A 16,880-nucleotide genomic window follows, 5' to 3' on the forward strand; every position below is an offset into this window, starting at 1 on the left:
GACGAACGATCCGGCGAAACCGGAGTAGAGCTCGCTGGTCGCCGGCACCACGTGGATCTGCCATATTCGGCGGACCTAACGCATTCAGTGGGCCTGGCGCATTCAGTGGGCCTGGCGCATTCAGTGGGCCTGCCATATTCGGCGGATCTAGCGCACTCGGCCGTCTGGGGCTGAAAAGGTCGTGCCCCTCCATCCTCAAGGTATATCGGACCATGGGGCTTGTGGCAAGACCCATGGTGTCCCGCACAATCTCCGGGCCGAGGCCAGAACGTCGCCGGACGGGCCGCTTCAGACAGCGCGACTTCTCCGCCGATGGCCTTTTTGTGCCTCGGACGAACCTGCTAACGAGAGGAAGGTGAGCGGTGGCCCGCTACGTCCTGGAACTGGAGACGATCGACCAGCAACAAATCGCACTCGTCGGGGGCAAGTGCGCGCACCTGGGGGACCTTTCGCGGATCGAGGGCATCCGGGTGCCGCCTGGCTTCTGCGTGACGACCGACGCCTTCCAACGGGTCCTGGCGGAGGCTCCCTCGATCAACGACCAGATCGATCGGCTGTCCCGCCTCAAGCCGGACGAGCAGGAGAAAATCTCTGCGCTCGGCGCGGTACTCCGCCGGACGCTCCAGACAGTCACCATTCCGGACGACCTCGCTGCGGCGATCACCCGCCCGCTGGCCCGACTCGGCGAGCAGGCCGCCTACGCCGTTCGATCCAGCGCCACGGCGGAGGACCTGCCGACGGCCTCCTTCGCCGGCCAGCACGACACGTACCTCAACGTCGTGGGGCCGGCGGCGGTCCTTGAGCACGTCCGTCGGTGCTGGGCCTCGCTGTTCGCCACGCGAGCCATCACCTATCGCCTGCGCAACGGCGTCGACCACCGTAAGGTCCACATGGCCGTCGTAGTGCAGCGAATGGTCCTTCCGCAGACGGCCGGAATCATGTTCACCGCCGACCCCGTCACCTCCAACCGGAAGGTCTCCTCCATAGAGGCCAGCTTCGGTCTTGGCGACGCCCTGGTCTCGGGTCTGGTGAACGCGGACATCTACAAGGTGCGCGATGGCGAGATCGTCACCAGGACGGTCGGCACCAAGCGACTCGCCATCCACGCCGTACCGGAAGGCGGGACCCGACAACGGGCGATCGACCCGGAGCACCAGGACCAGCCGGCGCTGACGGACCCGGAGGTCCTACGGCTGGCGCAACTGGGCCGGCAGATCGAAGCCCACTTCGGCCACCCCCAGGACATCGAGTGGTGCCTGAGCGACGACGAGTTCCAGATCGTCCAGAGTCGCCCGATCACCACGTTGTTTCCCATCCCCGCAGCCAACGACCACGAGAACCACGTCTACGTCTCCGTCGGTCACCAGCAGATGATGACCGACGCGATGAAGCCGCTGGGCCTCTCCGTATGGCACCTGACAACCCCGGCCCCCATGTACGAGGCCGGCGGGAGACTCTTCGTCGACGTGGCCCGAGGTCTGGCTTCACCCGCGACTCGTGCCGCCCTGCTGAAGGCCCTGGGAAGGTCGGATCCGCTGATCGGCGACGCGCTACAGGCCATCATCGACCGTGAGGACTTCATCCCGGCGCTGCCGGACGACCATCCGACCGGCGCTCCGATCGGCGGCCCACCAGAGCCGATCGATACCGATCCCGCCATCGTCACCGCCATGATCGAGCGCAGCCAGGAATCGCTCGCCGTCCTGAAGTGCGACATCCAGACGAAGTCCGGCGTAGCGCTGTTGGACTTCATCCAGACGGATATCCGGGAACTGCAACGCATCCTGTTCGATCCAGAAAGCGGCCGAGCGATCATGGCAGCGATGGACGCCACGTGGTGGCTCAACGAGCAACTGCAGGCGTGGCTGGGCGAGAAGAACGCGGCCGACACGCTCACGCAGTCCGTTCCCCACAATGTCACATCGGAGATGGGGCTGGCGCTACTGGACGTCGCGGATGTGATCCGTCCGTACCCGGACGTGGTGGCTTTCCTGCGGCAAGTCGAGGACGACGACTTCCTGGCCGAGCTACCCGCGCAGAAGGGCGGGCAGGAGGCGTACGACGCCATCCAGGCCTACCTCGACAAGTACGGCATGCGCTGCGTCGGTGAAATCGACATCACACAGCCACGGTGGAGCGAACGCCCCAGGACGCTCGTGCCGATGCTCCTCAGCAACATCAAGAACTTCGAGCCCGGTGCCCACGAACGGCTCTTCGAGCAAGGCCGGCAGGAGGCATGGAAGAAGGAGCAGGAGCTGTTGGCGCGCCTGCGGACCGTGCCCGACGGGGAACGGAAAGCCAGTGAGACGAAGCAGATGATCGACCGGGTCCGGACCTTCATCGGATACCGGGAGTACCCGAAATACCACATGGTCAGCCGCTACCTCGTCTACAAGCAGGCATTGTTGAAGGAGGCCAAGCACCTCGTGGAGGTCCACGTGCTCCAGGACAGGGAAGACATCTTCTTCCTCACGTTCCAGGAGCTGCACGACGTCATGCGTACGAAGCAGGTGGATGACCAGCTCATCCGCGAGCGCAAGGACGCGTTCGTGTCGTATCAGGCGCTCACACCGCCCCGGGTGCTCACGTCGGAGGGCGAGGTCGTCACCGGAACGTACCGGCGCACCGACCTGCCGCCCGACGCGCTGGTCGGACTACCCGTCTCCGCCGGGACCGTCGAGGGTCGGGCCCGCGTCGTCCTGGACATGGCCGAGGCCGATCTCGAACCCGGCGACATCCTGGTCACCGCCTTCACCGACCCCAGCTGGACCCCCGTGTTCGTCGCCATCGAGGGGCTGGTGACCGAGGTGGGTGGCCTCATGACCCACGGTGCGGTGGTCGCCCGGGAGTACGGCTTGCCGGCGGTCGTAGGAGTGGAGCAGGCGACCAGGCTGATCCGGGACGGGCAGCGGATCCGCGTGCACGGCACCGACGGATACGTCGAGATCCTGTCCTAGTCGCTCCGGCCCAGCCGGTCACGGGCTCGCAGGCCGGCCTCCCCACCGACGGCGTCGCGGGTCGTGTCAACCGCTCGGAAACTCCGTGTCGTCGACGGGAATGGCGGCAGCGGGCGAGGCTCCGAGGGCTCGCCTGAGCCTCGCTCGCTGCCCTGGCCCGCTACTGGCGAATTTCGTGGTGAGCCGGTGCGTATCGCAGGGCTCGCACCGCTGGGAAGGTCTAGTCCCGATCTAGTCCCGGCCTAGCCCTCGGCAGGGCGATGCCAGACCTCGCCGCTGAGCAGTTGGTCTGCGCCGAGCCAGGCGATGTTGACCATGCGGGTGGCGAGCTGATCCGGGTCGGCGTCGGGTCGGTCGGCGAGCCAGTCGGCCAGCGACTCACTCGCCCCGACCAAGGCGTACGCCTGGATCTCCAGGTCTGTCTCGCGGACCTCGCGCCCTTCCGCGTGCAGTGTCCGCTTCAGCATGCCGGCGACCACCTCGGCCATCCGGGCCCGCATCATGGCCAGTTCTCCGGCGAACGGTGGCTCCCCCCTAGCCTGCCGGTAGAGCACCACCCAGCCGTCCCGGTAGGTCGCGACGAACCCGAAGAACGCCTGCAACCCGTGCCACAGTCGCTGGTCGGGGGGCAGGTCGGGACCGATCGCGCCGGCAATCGTCTCCAGCATCCGGGCGCCTTCGCGATGTAGGCAGGCGATGAACAGCTCCTCCTTGGTGCCCAGGTAGGCGTAGACCATGGGCTTGGAGATGCCCGCGTCCTCGGCGATCTCGTCCATGCTGGCGGCATGGAAGCCGCGTCGGGAGAACACCCGGACCGCCGCGTCGAGCATCTGCTGCTCGCGTACGGCTCGGGGCAGACGCCGGAAGGCGGGAGTGGTCGACACCCTTGCCACCTTACCTACTCGCCCGTAAGGTTACGCAGGAGTAACTAGAGCACCCGTCCGGAAGGTACGCGCCATGACTGAGTTCGATCCGGCCAACTTCTCCTCGGTCGACCCCAAGCAGTTCGCCCAGATCGTCAAGTCCACCCCGGATGCCAAGCTCGCCGAGGTGATGCAGAGCGACCTGCGCGGCAAGATCCTCAGCGAGGTGTTCGACCGGATGCCGACACTGTTCCGGGCCGACCGGGCCGGCTCCACCAACGCGGTCATCCACTGGATCATCACCGGCCGCCCCGACGGCGGCTCGGACACCTACGAGGTCGTCATCTCCAACGGCACCTGCACCGTTCCGGCGACCCCCGAGCAGGAGCCGAAGCTCGCCCTCACCATGGGTCCGGTCGAGTTCCTGAAGATCGTCTCCGGTGGCGCCAACCCGGTCATGATGTTCATGACCGGCAAGCTGAAGGCAAAGGGCGACCTGGGCCTCGCCGCCAACATCGCCAACCTGTTCGACATCCCCAAGGCCTGACATGGCCGAGTTCTCGCTCGACCTGACCGAGGAACAGCGGGATCTACGCGACTGGGTGCACGGCTTCGCCAAAGAAGTCGTGCGCCCAGCCGCAGCCGAATGGGACGACCGCGAGGAAACTCCCTGGCCGGTGATCCAGGAGGCGGCCAAGGTCGGTCTCTACGGCTTCGAGTTCCTGGCCACCTGCTGGGGCGACCCCACCGGGCTCTCCCTGCCGATCGCCAGCGAGGAACTCTTCTGGGGTGACGCCGGCATCGGCCTGAGCATCTTCGGCACCTCGCTGGCCGTGGCCGCCATCTACGGCACCGGCACCCCCGACCAGTTGATCGAATGGGTGCCGCAGTGTTTCGGCACCACCGACGAACCCGCGGTGGCCGCGTTCTGCAGCACCGAACCGGAGGCTGGCTCCGACGTGGCGGCCATGCGCACCCGAGCGGTGTACGACGAGGCCACCGACGAGTGGGTGCTGAGCGGGCAGAAGGCGTACGCCACCAACGGCGGGATCGCCGGAGTGCACGTGGTCACCGCCTCGGTCGACCCGGCGCTCGGCTCCCGGGGCCAGGCCGCCTTCGTGGTGCCCCCCGGCACGGCCGGGCTCAGTTCGACGCGCAAGCTCGCCAAACTCGGCCTACGCGCCTCGCACACCGCCGACATCTTCCTCGACGACGTACGCGTCCCGGGGCGCTGCCTGCTCGGTGACCACGACAAGCTGCGGGAACGGCTCGACCGGGCCCGATCCGGGCAACGCACCAGCGGCCAGGCCGCCATGCGTACCTTCGAACTGTCCCGACCCACGGTCGGCGCGCAGGCGATCGGGGTGGCCCGCGCGGCGTACGAGTACGCCCTGGCGTACGCCAAGGACCGGGTCCAGTTCGGCCGGCCGATCATCGAGAACCAGGCCATCGCCTTCGCACTGGCCGACATGAAGATGGAGATCGACGCCGCCCGGCTGCTGGTCTGGCGAGCCTCCTGGATGGGCCGCAACAACCGGCCGTTCCTGGCCGGCGAAGGCTCAATGTCCAAGCTCAAGGCCGGTGAGGTGGCCGTGGCGGTCACCGAGAAGGCGGTACAGATCCTCGGCGGGGCCGGCTTCCTGCGAGAACACCCGGTCGAACGCTGGTACCGGGACGCCAAGATCTACACCATCTTCGAGGGCACGTCGGAGATCCAGCGTCTGGTGATCTCCCGGGCCATCGCCCGCTAGTCGGACCGGCAGCCAGGCCGCTAGGCTCTGCCTCGCGGGATCTTGGTGGTCGGGAACGGCCCGGTAGCCAGTCGAGGGCCGCACCGAGGTCGAGGGGCGGCTTGGAGATGTGCGCCCCACTTGCCGTAGCTGGTCGTCAGGCCAGGCCAGAACGATCCGGCCTGGGTTATCCAGCAGATCTCGATGATCATGTCCGCCGGAGTAACTGCTCCACTGCTTCGCGATCATCTATTGCTGTGAGATCCGGCAGCAATAGATGATCACAAACCCGGCCATCATGACCGCCAATCAGCTCGACCTGACCGTTTCGCGGATGTAGCCCGCAGATCACGAGGACGCCTCGGACCGAACCAGGCTGATACGCCCGGGCCGGGCTGATACGACCGGGCCAGACGGGCTCGGAGCTGGTCGGCCTGACGAGGTGGCGTGCCCGCCCGTCAGAAAATTCGTGATCCGCAGGGCCCTGCCTAGTCGGACCCGGGTCACGACCTGAGCAACCGGTGCGGGCCGGGGCCCTGCTCCGCAAGCCGGTCCCCCGGGTTGACCAGGGCGCACTCCTCGAACGACAGACAGCCGCAGCCAATGCACCGGGTGAAGCGGTCACGCATGCGATCCAGCCGCTCGATGCGAGCGTTGATCTCCTTACTCCAGCACTCCCCGGCCCGATCCCAGAACTCCCTGGTCGGAGCCACGTCAGCCGGCAACAACGCCAGCACCTCACCGATCACGGCCAGGGGTATGCCCGTGTTCTGCGATGCGCGGATGAACGCGATCCGACGCAGGGTGCTGCGGTGATAACGGCGCTGGTTTCCCGTGGTCCGCTGGCTGTGGATGAGTCCCTGCCGCTCATAGAACCGCAGAGCCGAGTGCGGAACGCCACTACGGTCGGACAGCTCTCCGATGGTCAGAAGCTGGTTGGCGGTCGGCGGATGGGCCGCCAGTAGCGGGGCGGTGTTCGGTGGCACCTGGGGCATGCCGACCAGCCTAACTTGACCTCAACATTTGTTTAGGTTCGATCCTTCTGGGGTGTGGCCGAACGCGTAGCCACGATCGACACCCACCAGATCAGGGGATCACCATGCCTCGTCAGCCTCTGCGACTCGCCGTGATTGTCGGCAGCGTCCGAGAGGGTCGGTTTGGTCCGACCATCGGCAACTGGTTCGTCCGTCAGACCCGCGAGCGTGCCCACCTGACCGTTGACGTCATCGACCTGGCCGACTTCGCACTGCCCGTGACAATGCCGGCGTTCGGTGCCGAAGCGGCACCGGAAGCCGCCCTCGCTCTCCAGGACCTGTCTCCCCGGCTGGCCGCCGCCGACGCGTTCGTCGTGGTCACGCCCGAGTACAACCACAGCTTCCCGGCGTCGTTGAAGAACGCCATCGACTGGCACAACCACCAGTGGTACGCGAAGCCGGTGGCATTCGTCTCCTACGGCGGCATCAGCGGAGGCTTACGGGCGGTCGAGGCACTACGCCTAGTCTTCGCCGAACTGCATGCCGTGACCATCCGGGACACGGTCAGCTTCCACAACGCGTGGCAGCAGTTCAGCGCCGACGGGACGCTCCGGCAACCGGACGAGTTCGGCCGGGCCGCCAAGACCCTCCTCGACCAGCTCACCTGGTGGGGCCACGCGCTGCGCGATGCGAAAGCCATCACCCCGTACCTGGGCTGAGCCCGCGCGTCATCCGTTCCCGTACTGACGACACCTCATTGGAGAGTGCCATGCCCACCGCTGCCCCACCCGGCAATTCGTACGCCGACAACATTGCGGTGACCAGCCGCTGGCAGGTCGACGGCCGCCGTGCCCAACGCTCCGTAGCCGACGCCGCGATGGCCCGGTGGCGGCAGTCGCCCTGGCCCGAGGGCTGCCTCTCGGTCACCTGCCTGCTCAGCACCGACGGTCGACTCGTCCTGTTCTACGGCCAGTGGACTGACGAGCAGAGCTACCAGCGGCACGTCACGAGCCTCGACCAGCCGGCTACGGCCGACCGGGTCGACGGGCTTGAGCCCGGTGTGACCCACCTGGACACCGTCGTCACCCGACCCGCCGGACCACCGGTCAGTCGTACCGCCGACGGGCCCTTCTCGGGCTGCGTGGTCCTGGTGACGATCGCCACCGACGGCCCCGACCAGCAGTTGAAGGCCGCAGAGATGATCACGACCGTGGCGGCGACGCCCGAGCCGGGCGCGATCGGCGGGCAGATCCGGTTCAGCCTCGATGGTGCCCGCTTGGTGCTCTACGCCGAGTGGACCAGCGAGGAGGCACACGGCGAGGCCATCACTGGTTCCACGTTCGGTGGCCCGCAGGGAATCTTCCACGGTACGCCCGGAATCCAGGGCCTCAGCATGCACCGCTACCAGCTGTACCGCTTAGCCACCCGCTGACCGGCCGCCGCCCGAGTTGACCGCCCCTCCGGAAGGTAGTTACCCCAATGTCGGAAGATGCTCACGATCCGAATACCGTCGAGGCGTTGTTCCACCCATTCACGATCGGCGGACTCACTGTACCGAATCGGGTGTTGATGGCCCCGATGACCCGCAATTACTCGCCGGGCGGCGTACCCGGCCCAGACGTCGCCGCGTACTACGCCCGTCGCGCCGCGCACGGCGTCGGGCTGATCATCACCGAGGGAACCGTGATCGACCATCCGGCGTCGGCCAGCAATCCCCGGGTGCCTCGCCTCTTCGGTACCGCACCGCTGGCCGGCTGGGCTGACGTGGTCGAAGCGGTACACGCCGCTGGCGGCCGTATCGTCTCGCAACTGTGGCACGTCGGTACCGACCGTACGGCCGACTCCCTGCCCAACCCGGGTGTCCCACCGATCGGCCCGTCAGGGCTGTCCCTCACCGGTGAACCGGTCGCCGAACCGATGACCGAAGCGGAGATCGAGCAGGTGATCGCAGCGTTCGCCCGGGCTGCCGCCGACGCCCAACGTCTCGGCTTCGACGGCATCGAACTGCACGCCGGACACGGCTACCTGATCGACCAGTTCTTCTGGGAACGGACCAACCGGCGTACCGACCGCTACGGCGGGGACATCGTCGCCCGAACCCGGTTCGCAGTCGACATCGTGACGGCCTGTCGACGCGCGGTGGCACCGGATTTCCCGATCATCCTGCGCTTCTCACAATGGAAGATCAGCGACTACGCGGCCCGGCTGGTCGAAACCCCCGCCGAGTTGGCGGCATTCCTCACCCCGCTGGTCGCAGCCGGCGTCGACGCCTTCCACTGCTCGACCCGCCGGTTCTGGCTGCCGGCGTTCGCCGACTCACCGCTGACCCTGGCCGGGTGGACCCGGAAGCTGTCCGGCCGCCCGACGATCGCCGTCGGCTCAGTGGGGCTCGACGGCACGGAATTCCTGGAGTTCCGGCACGCCGACAACGCCGGCATCCAGGCAGTGGTGGACCTGCTGGAACGCCACGAGGCAGATCTCGTGGCAGCCGGACGTACGCTCCTGGCCGATCCCGCCTGGCTGGAGAAGATCCGCACTGGCCGGACCGCCGAACTCATCCCGTACCGGCCCGAGGCTGTCCAAACGTTGTACTGACCCGGACACGGGGCCGCCGGCCACCCCGCAAACCCGAACTCGGGTTCACCAGAAGCCTGTTCACCGGGGGCCCGTCAGCCCGGCTGACATGAAATGCTTTGCCAATCAGTATCGTCCGGCCTCGTCCCGAGGGTCGGGCCCCACTGACGGCTGCCTCATGCAGTTTGCCCACTGGAGTGCCGCCGATCCGTCGTCCGGCTCCTGGGCACGCCGACTCGGGCGCTCCGGCTGCCCGAAGGAGAGGTGCCTCGCTCGATGGGAAGCCGCCGACAGTCAGCAGGCCCCGCGCCAGCCGGCCGTCGGCGGCTCCCGCTCCTGCTGGTCGAGGCGGCCACCCTGCTCTCCGGCATCGGCAATGGCGTAGCCACGGTCGCCCTGCCCTGGCTTGTCCTGGAACGTACCGGCAGTCCGACCGCCGCCGGTATCGTCGCGGCAGCCACCGCGCTGCCGCTGCTGATCTCAAGCCTGTTCTCCGGGACCGTGGTCGATCTGATCGGTCGGAAACGGACCTCGATCTTCTCGGACGCCTTCTCTGCCCTCTCCGTCGCCGCGATCCCGATCCTGGACGCGACCGTCGGGCTCAACATCGGCGCCATCGTGGCGCTCGCCGTACTCGGTGCGGTCTTCGACCCGGCCGGACTCACCGCCCGGGAAACCCTGCTGCCGGCCGCCGCCCAGGCCGCCGGCTGGCGGATCGAACGGGCCAACAGCATCCACGAGGCGGTCTGGGGCGCTGCCTTCCTCATCGGCCCCGGCGTCGGCGGGGTGCTCATCGCCGCCATCGGTCCGGAGCGCACCCTCTGGGTCACCGCCAGCGGGTTCGTGCTGTCGATAGTGCTGGTCGCCGCCGTACGGCTGCCCGGGGCGGGACGGCCCGAACAGCGACCCGCCGGCATCTGGCGCGGCACCGTGGAGGGCCTGGCCTTCGTCTGGCGGGACCGGCTGCTACGTACCATCGCCCTGCTCACCATGGCACTCGTGGCGCTCTACCTGCCGGCGGAAGGTGTCGTGCTCCCCGCCTACTTCGTCGAGCAGGGAGCACCGTCCCGGCTCGGCACCATCGTGATGGCGATGAGCGCCGGCGGAATCGTGGGCGCACTGCTCTACGGCGGCCTCGGACCCCGGATCCGTCGCCGTACCGCCTTCGTCGTGGCCCTGATCGGCACCGGCATCGCCTTGGTCGGGCTGGCCGCACTGCCGCCGTACCCGGCCATGATCGTCCTCGCGGCGGCCACCGGACTGATGTACGGCCCGATCAACCCGCTGGCCAACTACGCGATGCAGACCCGCACCCCGGAACATCTGCGGGGCCGGGTCGTCGGGGTGATGACGTCGTCGGCGTACGCCGCCGGGCCGGCCGGTTACCTACTCGCCGGACCGCTGGTGGAATGGCTCGGGGTCCGGCCGGCCTTCCTCGTACTCGCCGTGGTCCTGCTGGTGGTGGCGCTGGCCGCCATACCCCTGCCCGCCCTACGGGCCCTGGACGAGCCGCCGGCATACCCGCCGGCCCCCATCGGCGCGGCACCGCTGGACGAGGGACCGGTGCCGCTCGGCGAGCAGTGGATCTCGTCCGCCCGCCGCGACCAACCCGACGACGACTAACCACGGGCGGCTGGCTCGACGACTCGCCTGGGCGAGACCGTCCCGCGACGGTGGCCTGGCCAGGCGTGGCTGACCAGTGCGCTCGCCGACGGCCACCCGGGTCAGGCGTACACCGCCACCGAATTGGAGCAGTTCGAGTAGTCGCCCTTCACCACACACACGTACATGTAGTACTTGTTGCCCTCAGGAAGATTGCCGGTTTTGTAGTGGGTGTACGGAGCACTGTGCCCGCGCGTGGTCGCGATCCGGCCCGTGCTCAGGTGCGCCTCGATGCCATAACCGTCCGCCAGCTGGTCGTCCGCCACCAGCGCGTCTCCCGGATAGGGGCCGTCCGGATCCTGGAGCCACCGGCCGGACCCCGCTGGGAGACCCCTGTCATCGTTGTTGATCCAGATGTTGTACCCGTTGGGCGACGGATAGTAGTGGAAACTGAAGTTGGCGGCCGCGTGCGCGGGGGAACTGCCGACCACCAGTGTTCCGGCGGCGGTAGCCAGTGCGATGGCGCATGCGGCCAGTCGCGTTCTGAGGCGGGCCATGGAGCAGCATCCCTTCGTGCACTGGGTCGACAGCACTCGCTGTGATCCGCGCGAACAAGAATCGGCCATTGTGGTGCAACAACATCCTCGATCAACAGGAAGGTCGCAGATGATTGGCATCGAGTTACTTGAGGAAATCTTGCGCTGTGATCCGTCACAACCGGTGGGACGACCGGTGGGACGACCAGCGGGACGATGGCCGTCGCTGGACTTCACGAGCCGACCACAGCCAGTCAGACTGTCTGCTCGCAGATCCGTTGAGACGCCTCGGCCAGTGTTCTGGGCCGCTACAGCGCCCGTCTCATCCATCCCATGCGACTTGTCAACCACTACGCGGAGTTGAAGGTCAGCCGGCGCGGCGCGGACGTGACCCCCGCACGGTGCCTGTTCGTCTTCCCACAACAGGATCCTGGACGGAAGGTCGATACCCGCCGTGCGCCGACCTTCGATCAACAAGGTGCCGACGTCGGGCTTGTCGAAGAGCACCAGGACCGCTTGCGAAGAGCACCAGGATTGCTTGCCGAAAGCACCAGGACCGTAGGTGGCAGGTCCATCCCCACCTTGGTTGCCGGTGTCCTGTCGTACGCTGCTGCGCGACGAGGTGGCATTCTCGGCATGATCGATACAGGGCGACGTGCCCGCCGCCTCTCGACGATGGTCAACGCGGGACGGTGATCCGTCCGTCGGCTGCGGCGGCGGCGATGTCGGTGCGGTAGTGCGAGCCGGGTAGGTCGACGCCGCGTACCAGTTCGTAGGCGGCCTCGCGCGCGGCAGCCAGGTCGGGGCCGGTGGCCGTACCGCAGAGGACCCGACCCCCGGCGGAGAGCAACGCGCCGTCGGCAGCCCGCCGGGCGGTGCCCGCGTGGATGACACCCGGCCGCTCCGCCCCGCTGATCACGTCACCGTTACGCGGCTTCGCCGGGTAGCCCTCGGCGGCGACCACGACGGTGACGGCTGCCCCGTCGCGCCAGCACAGCGGCGGGTGCGCGGCCAGCGTTCCAGTCGCGGCGGCGTGCAGCAGCCCGGCGAGCGGGGTCTCCAGCAGCGCGAGCACCACCTGCGTCTCCGGGTCGCCGAAGCGGGCGTTGAACTCGATCACCCGGGGGCCGTCGGCGGTGATCGCCAGCCCGACGTAGAGCAGGCCGGCGAATGGGCTACCCCGGCGCGCCATTTCGGCCAGAGTCGGATGGACGACGTCGCGTATTACCTCGTCGACCAGGCCGGGCGGCGCCCAGGCCAGCGGCGCGTACGCCCCCATGCCGCCGGTGTTCGGGCCGGTATCGCCATCCCCGACCCGTTTGAAGTCCTGGGCCGGCAGCAGCGGAGCCGCCGCCTCGCCGTCGGTGACCACGAAGAGGGAGACCTCCGGGCCGGCCAGGTATTCCTCCACGACGACCCGGCCACACTCCTCGGCGTGCCGGAGCGCGGCGGCGCGGTCATCGGTCACCACGACGCCCTTGCCAGCGGCAAGCCCGTCGTTCTTCACCACGTACGGCGCACCGAAGTCGTCCAGCGCGCGCTCCACCTCTTCGGCGGTCACGCAGGTGTGGGCGCGGGCGGTCGGCACCCCGGCGGCCGTCATGATCTCCTTGGCGAACGCCTTCGAGCCCTCCAACTGGGCGGCGGCGGCGGACGGGCCGAAGCAGGCGATGCCCTTGGCACGTACGGCGTCGGCGACGCCGGCCACCAACGGCGCCTCCGGCCCGATCACGACCAGGTCGGCGCTGGTCTCCACGGCGAGCGCGGCGACGCTGGCCGGGTCGACGGCGTCTACCTGGCGCAGCTCGGCGACGGTGGCGATGCCGGGGTTGCCCGGGGCGGCGATGAGCTGCTGGACCGAAGTGTCGGCGGCCAGGCCGAGCGCGAGCGCATGCTCTCGCCCGCCGCTTCCGATGAGAAGTACGCGCACGATGCCCGATCCTACGCGCCCCCACTCCCTCCCCTGTTGATCAAGGCTTCCCCCCACACTCCCCACCCCTCCCCGTTGATCATGAAGTTGTAGCAGCGATATGTCGAAATCCACCGCTACAACTTCATAATCGACGAAAAGAGAGGGGGCGGGGGGTGGAAAAGATCAGGGGAGGAGGGGGTGGCGGACGATGTTCTCGTCCCGGCCGGGGCCGACCCCCACCACGCTGACCCGAGTGCCGCACAGCTCCTCGATGCGGGCGATGTATCGACGGGCGTTCTCCGGCAGCTCAGCCTCGGTACGCGCCTTGGTGATGTCCTCCCACCAGCCGTCCAGCTCCTCGTAGATCGGCTTCGCGTGGTGGAACGCGGTCTGCGTCATCGGCATGTCGGCGAACCGCTCACCGTCGATCTCGTAGCCGACGCAGATCGGCACCTTCTCCAACCCGGTAAGCACGTCCAGCTTGGTGATCACGAGGTCGGTGATCCCGTTGAGCCGACAGGCATACCGGGCCACCACCGCGTCGAACCAGCCACACCGACGCTCCCGGCCGGTGGTCGTGCCGTACTCGGCACCGATCTTGCGCAGGTGCATGCCGTTGTCGTCGAACAGCTCGGTCGGGAACGGACCGGAGCCCACCCGGGTCGTGTACGCCTTGCTCACCCCGATGACCTGGGTGATCGCGGTCGGCGGGATGCCGGCACCCACACATGCCCCGCCGGCGGTCGGGTTGGAGGAGGTGACGAACGGATACGTGCCGTGGTCCATGTCCAGCATGGTGGCCTGGGCACCCTCCAGCAGGACCGTCTCACCCCGGTCCAGCGCATCCCAGAGCATCGCCCGGGTCTCGGCGATGTACGGCCGCAGCCGCTCCGCGTATTCGAGGTATTCCTCGATCACCGCGTCGACGTCGAGCGCCTTACGGTTGTAGATCTTGAACAGGAGCTGGTTCTTCTCCCGCAGCGCCAGTTCGAGCTTCTTGCGCAGGATGCCCGGGTCGAGCAGGTCCTGGAGCCGGATGCCCATCCGGGCGACCTTGTCCCCGTACGCCGGGCCGATGCCCCGACCGGTGGTGCCGATCCGGGACGAGCCGAGGTAACGCTCCACGACCCGGTCCAACGCCCGGTGGTGCGGCATAATCAGGTGCGCGTCGCCGGAGATCCGCAGCCGGGAGACGTCCACGCCCCGCTCGGCGAGCCCGTCGATCTCGGTGAGCAGCACCTTCGGGTCCACCACCACGCCGTTACCGATCACGATCATCGCGGTGGGCGAGAGTGCGCCGGACGGCATCAGGTGCAGTGCGTACTTCTGCCCGTCCGGGGTGATCACGGTGTGTCCGGCATTGTTACCACCGGAGTAGCGGACGACATAGTCGACCCGGCCGCCGAGGAGGTCGGTAACCTTGCCCTTGCCCTCGTCGCCCCACTGCGCTCCGATGAGCACGATCGCTGGCATCTTCTACCCGCCTTCACGGGGCCCGGGTGCCAGGTGGCGACCGCGCGGCGAGCCCGAGGGCCCAGATTAACAAGAAGTGACGACCCGGCCGGCAGAGGCCGTGGGAGAGACAGGAGGCCACCTCCCGTGTACGACGTGGTGCTGCTCACCCTCGGGGCCGCTCCGAACGACCCAGGCGGCTGCGGCAGCGGCGACGGGTGCTGTGGCTCGAAGCGCGAAACGACCGACAGCGAATGCGCGGATACGCCCCGCGTACCCGTTCTGACCTGCGTAGATGCACTCGCCGCGCGAGGTGCCCGGGTGGAAACGATCACCGCCCGCTCCGATGCGGAGATCGACGCGGCGCTGGCCCGGCTCGACAGCCCGGCCCGCCCTGACGGCCTTAGCTGGCCGGACGGAGACAGCAAGACCAGACTCGTCGTGGCTACCGCTAGTGACGGACAGTTACGGGCCGTGATGCGTCGGCTGGTCCGGCGGTACGCCCCACCGCCAAGCCGACGCCCACCCGACCTGGCGGGCAACCGGACGGTGCCGGACCTTCCGCCGATCGGCATCCTTCCACTCGATCCGACGCGCAGCACCGACCACCGGGACCTGGCCGGACAGCTCGGACTGCCTCGTGACCCGGCGGAGGTCGCCGCCGCCGTACTCGACGGTCGGGTCCGCCGCCTCGACCTGTTGCGCAACGACGGTGGCTCGGTGACGCTCGACGGTGCACTGCTCGGCGGTGCCGACGAGGCCGGTAGGCCGCTGCCCTGGCGGGGGCGGGTGGAGGTCGACGACACGGTCCTGTCCGGCGGCGAAGACCCGATCCTGGCCTGCGCGGTGGGCAACGCCAACGGCTACGCCACCCTCGATCCGGTGCCCCTGATCGTCGGGGCCGACCCGGCCGACGGCGTGATCGAGGTGGCGGTGGCCGTTCCGGTGACCACCCGGTCACCGTTGGGTAAGAAGCGGGTACGGATCGAGGTACGCCGGGCCCGTGGGCGTGCTGTCGCCGTCACACCTCGCGACGGCGCACTCCCCTATCTCGACGATGGGGTCGCTGGCGAACTGAACCGCAAACGGTCGTGGTGGATCGAGCCGGGGGCATGGGCGGTATTTGACCGGTGAGCTGCGACGCGGAGCTGCCCCGGGCCCCGTTGCCCGGCTGACGCTGATCGACCGACATATCCTCGGGCAGGAGGGGGAGGTGGACTGTGATGGACAACCATTCGGACCAGGGGCATGGACCAGGTCAGATGCCTGCGGTGCCGCAGCGGGAGGTTGAGCCGTTCTGGCCGCCGGACGAGATCGGGAGCGAACCATGGGACGGGGCGGGCCAGTCGACCGCCAACTCCCGCCCGGGTCCGGGCACCGGTGCGCCCGGGTCAGCCACCCCACCAGCCGGACCGGGCACGCCCCCGGGGCCGACCAGCCATCCGGCAGCACCAGGCATGCCCGGACCGGCCTGGTCCAGCATCCCGCCCGGTACGCCGTGGCCCGGGACCACACCCGGCCCCACCCAGCCGCCCGGTACGCCGAACCCGGCGCTGGCCGATCCTCCGACCCAGGCCTGGCCGGTGATCCGCTGCACGAATCCGTACCCGCCAGGTCCGACCGCACCCCCTCAGCACCAGCCCTACCCTGACAACGCGAACCAAGCTCCGTATCCCGGTGGGTCCCCCGCCCCGGGTACGCCTGGTCAGCCCGAGCCCTCACGGCCCAGCCCATTCGGTCCGATGGCCGGTGCTGCGCCGGTCTCCGGTGGCGGCATCGACCCGCCGGCCGAAACCCCAGATGGCGGGTTCAACGCGTCGGCCGGGAACTTCGGCCAACGGGTGGTACCCCATCCGCGTTCGGAGAGCCCGGGTAGCCAGCCGGAGAACGGCAGCGGCTCGACGCCGAGCGCCGAAGTGGAGACGTCGTCCACCGACCCGTCAGCCGCCAATCGAGCCGCTGGCAGCCCGTCGGTCGACCTCAACCAGCCGTTCAGCATGGACGTACCACTGCGTGGCGAGGACGACCCGACATTCACAGGTCACCCGACATCCACCGGCCACCCACTGACTGGCACTCCCGCAACAGAAGCGGCTCAGTCCGACGAACTGGGTTACCCGTCGGGGAAATCGATCGACACCAGCCCGACCGACACCGACCTGGCTGACGCCGACTCACTCGACCCCGAGCCTGCCGGCATCGACCCACTCGACCCCGGGGTGACGGACCGCCCGGACGAGGGAGTCGGCACCCTGCCGCAGGCGATCCGGTCGCCGTGGG

General features: G+C 68.5%; 16 protein-coding genes. 9 read left to right on the forward strand and 7 right to left on the reverse strand.

Features of this window, described 5'->3' with window-relative positions; genetic code table 11:
• Positions 1–362 precede the first annotated feature (362 nt).
• The gene (gene rph, locus FHR38_RS12285) at positions 363–2,957 is read left to right on the forward strand and encodes a rifamycin-inactivating phosphotransferase (protein ID WP_184534789.1); all 2,595 of its coding nucleotides are present in this window, start codon (positions 363–365) and stop codon (positions 2,955–2,957) included.
• Positions 2,958–3,199: 242 nt separating this feature from the next.
• On the opposite strand, the gene FHR38_RS12290 is transcribed toward rph, so the two are convergent.
• Positions 3,200–3,841: a TetR/AcrR family transcriptional regulator gene (locus FHR38_RS12290; RefSeq protein WP_184534790.1), complete on the reverse strand. Its 642-nt coding sequence runs from the start codon at positions 3,839–3,841 to the stop codon at positions 3,200–3,202.
• Between the two features lie 73 nt (positions 3,842–3,914).
• Here FHR38_RS12290 and FHR38_RS12295 point away from each other — a divergent pair, with 73 nt between their 5' ends.
• Together FHR38_RS12295 and FHR38_RS12300 are read left to right on the forward strand one after the other, a co-directional pair.
• On the forward strand, positions 3,915–4,367 hold the full coding sequence (locus tag FHR38_RS12295) for an SCP2 sterol-binding domain-containing protein (protein WP_184534791.1): 453 nt from the start codon (positions 3,915–3,917) through the stop codon (positions 4,365–4,367).
• 1 nt (position 4,368) lies between these two features.
• A complete protein-coding gene (locus FHR38_RS12300) occupies positions 4,369–5,571 on the forward strand; it encodes an acyl-CoA dehydrogenase family protein (RefSeq protein WP_184534792.1) in 1,203 nt (400 codons plus the stop codon).
• A gap of 482 nt (positions 5,572–6,053) precedes the next feature.
• Here FHR38_RS12300 and soxR read toward each other — a convergent pair whose 3' ends face one another.
• Positions 6,054–6,545: a redox-sensitive transcriptional activator SoxR gene (gene soxR, locus FHR38_RS12305; protein ID WP_184534793.1), complete on the reverse strand. Its 492-nt coding sequence runs from the start codon at positions 6,543–6,545 to the stop codon at positions 6,054–6,056.
• Positions 6,546–6,649: 104 nt separating this feature from the next.
• Here soxR and FHR38_RS12310 point away from each other — a divergent pair, with 104 nt between their 5' ends.
• The 4 genes from FHR38_RS12310 (at position 6,650) to FHR38_RS12325 (ending at position 10,721) form a co-directional block, all read left to right on the forward strand.
• Positions 6,650–7,243: an NADPH-dependent FMN reductase gene (locus FHR38_RS12310; RefSeq protein WP_184534794.1), complete on the forward strand. Its 594-nt coding sequence runs from the start codon at positions 6,650–6,652 to the stop codon at positions 7,241–7,243.
• 50 nt (positions 7,244–7,293) lie between these two features.
• Complete coding sequence (locus FHR38_RS12315; protein WP_184534795.1) at positions 7,294–7,956, forward strand: putative quinol monooxygenase; 663 nt, start codon at positions 7,294–7,296, stop codon at positions 7,954–7,956.
• A 47-nt stretch (positions 7,957–8,003) separates the two neighbouring features.
• On the forward strand, positions 8,004–9,119 hold the full coding sequence (locus FHR38_RS12320; RefSeq protein ID WP_184534796.1) for an NADH:flavin oxidoreductase: 1,116 nt from the start codon (positions 8,004–8,006) through the stop codon (positions 9,117–9,119).
• A 255-nt stretch (positions 9,120–9,374) separates the two neighbouring features.
• Entirely contained in the window at positions 9,375–10,721 is a 1,347-nt protein-coding gene (locus FHR38_RS12325; RefSeq protein ID WP_184534797.1) for an MFS transporter, read from the forward strand.
• Between the two features lie 101 nt (positions 10,722–10,822).
• On the opposite strand, the gene FHR38_RS12330 is transcribed toward FHR38_RS12325, so the two are convergent.
• Positions 10,823–11,257, reverse strand: a complete 435-nt coding sequence (locus tag FHR38_RS12330) for a hypothetical protein (protein ID WP_184534798.1) — start codon at positions 11,255–11,257, stop codon at positions 10,823–10,825.
• A gap of 312 nt (positions 11,258–11,569) precedes the next feature.
• On the opposite strand from FHR38_RS12330, the gene FHR38_RS12335 reads away from it, so the two are divergent.
• Complete coding sequence (locus tag FHR38_RS12335) at positions 11,570–11,932, forward strand: hypothetical protein (RefSeq protein WP_184534799.1); 363 nt, start codon at positions 11,570–11,572, stop codon at positions 11,930–11,932.
• Here FHR38_RS12335 and purD read toward each other — a convergent pair.
• Both purD and FHR38_RS12345 read right to left on the reverse strand, forming a co-directional pair.
• A complete protein-coding gene (gene purD, locus FHR38_RS12340) occupies positions 11,916–13,166 on the reverse strand; it encodes a phosphoribosylamine--glycine ligase (RefSeq protein WP_184534800.1) in 1,251 nt (416 codons plus the stop codon). The genes FHR38_RS12335 and purD overlap by 17 nt on opposite strands.
• A 165-nt stretch (positions 13,167–13,331) precedes the next feature.
• On the reverse strand, positions 13,332–14,621 hold the full coding sequence (locus FHR38_RS12345) for an adenylosuccinate synthase (RefSeq protein WP_184534801.1): 1,290 nt from the start codon (positions 14,619–14,621) through the stop codon (positions 13,332–13,334).
• A gap of 126 nt (positions 14,622–14,747) precedes the next feature.
• Between FHR38_RS12345 and FHR38_RS12350 the strand changes: the two genes are divergently transcribed.
• Entirely contained in the window at positions 14,748–15,734 is a 987-nt protein-coding gene (locus FHR38_RS12350) for a diacylglycerol kinase family protein (protein ID WP_184534802.1), read from the forward strand.
• Positions 15,735–15,858: 124 nt separating this feature from the next.
• Here FHR38_RS12350 and FHR38_RS32165 read toward each other — a convergent pair whose 3' ends face one another.
• The gene (locus FHR38_RS32165) at positions 15,859–16,197 is read right to left on the reverse strand and encodes a hypothetical protein (protein ID WP_246446468.1); all 339 of its coding nucleotides are present in this window, start codon (positions 16,195–16,197) and stop codon (positions 15,859–15,861) included.
• A gap of 108 nt (positions 16,198–16,305) precedes the next feature.
• Complete coding sequence (locus FHR38_RS32170) at positions 16,306–16,599, reverse strand: hypothetical protein (RefSeq protein ID WP_246448073.1); 294 nt, start codon at positions 16,597–16,599, stop codon at positions 16,306–16,308.
• Positions 16,600–16,880: the final 281 nt, after the last annotated feature.

The sequence above is a fragment of the Micromonospora polyrhachis genome (genome assembly GCF_014203835.1).
In the GTDB taxonomy this organism is placed as follows: Bacteria; Actinomycetota; Actinomycetes; order Mycobacteriales; family Micromonosporaceae; genus Micromonospora_H; species Micromonospora_H polyrhachis.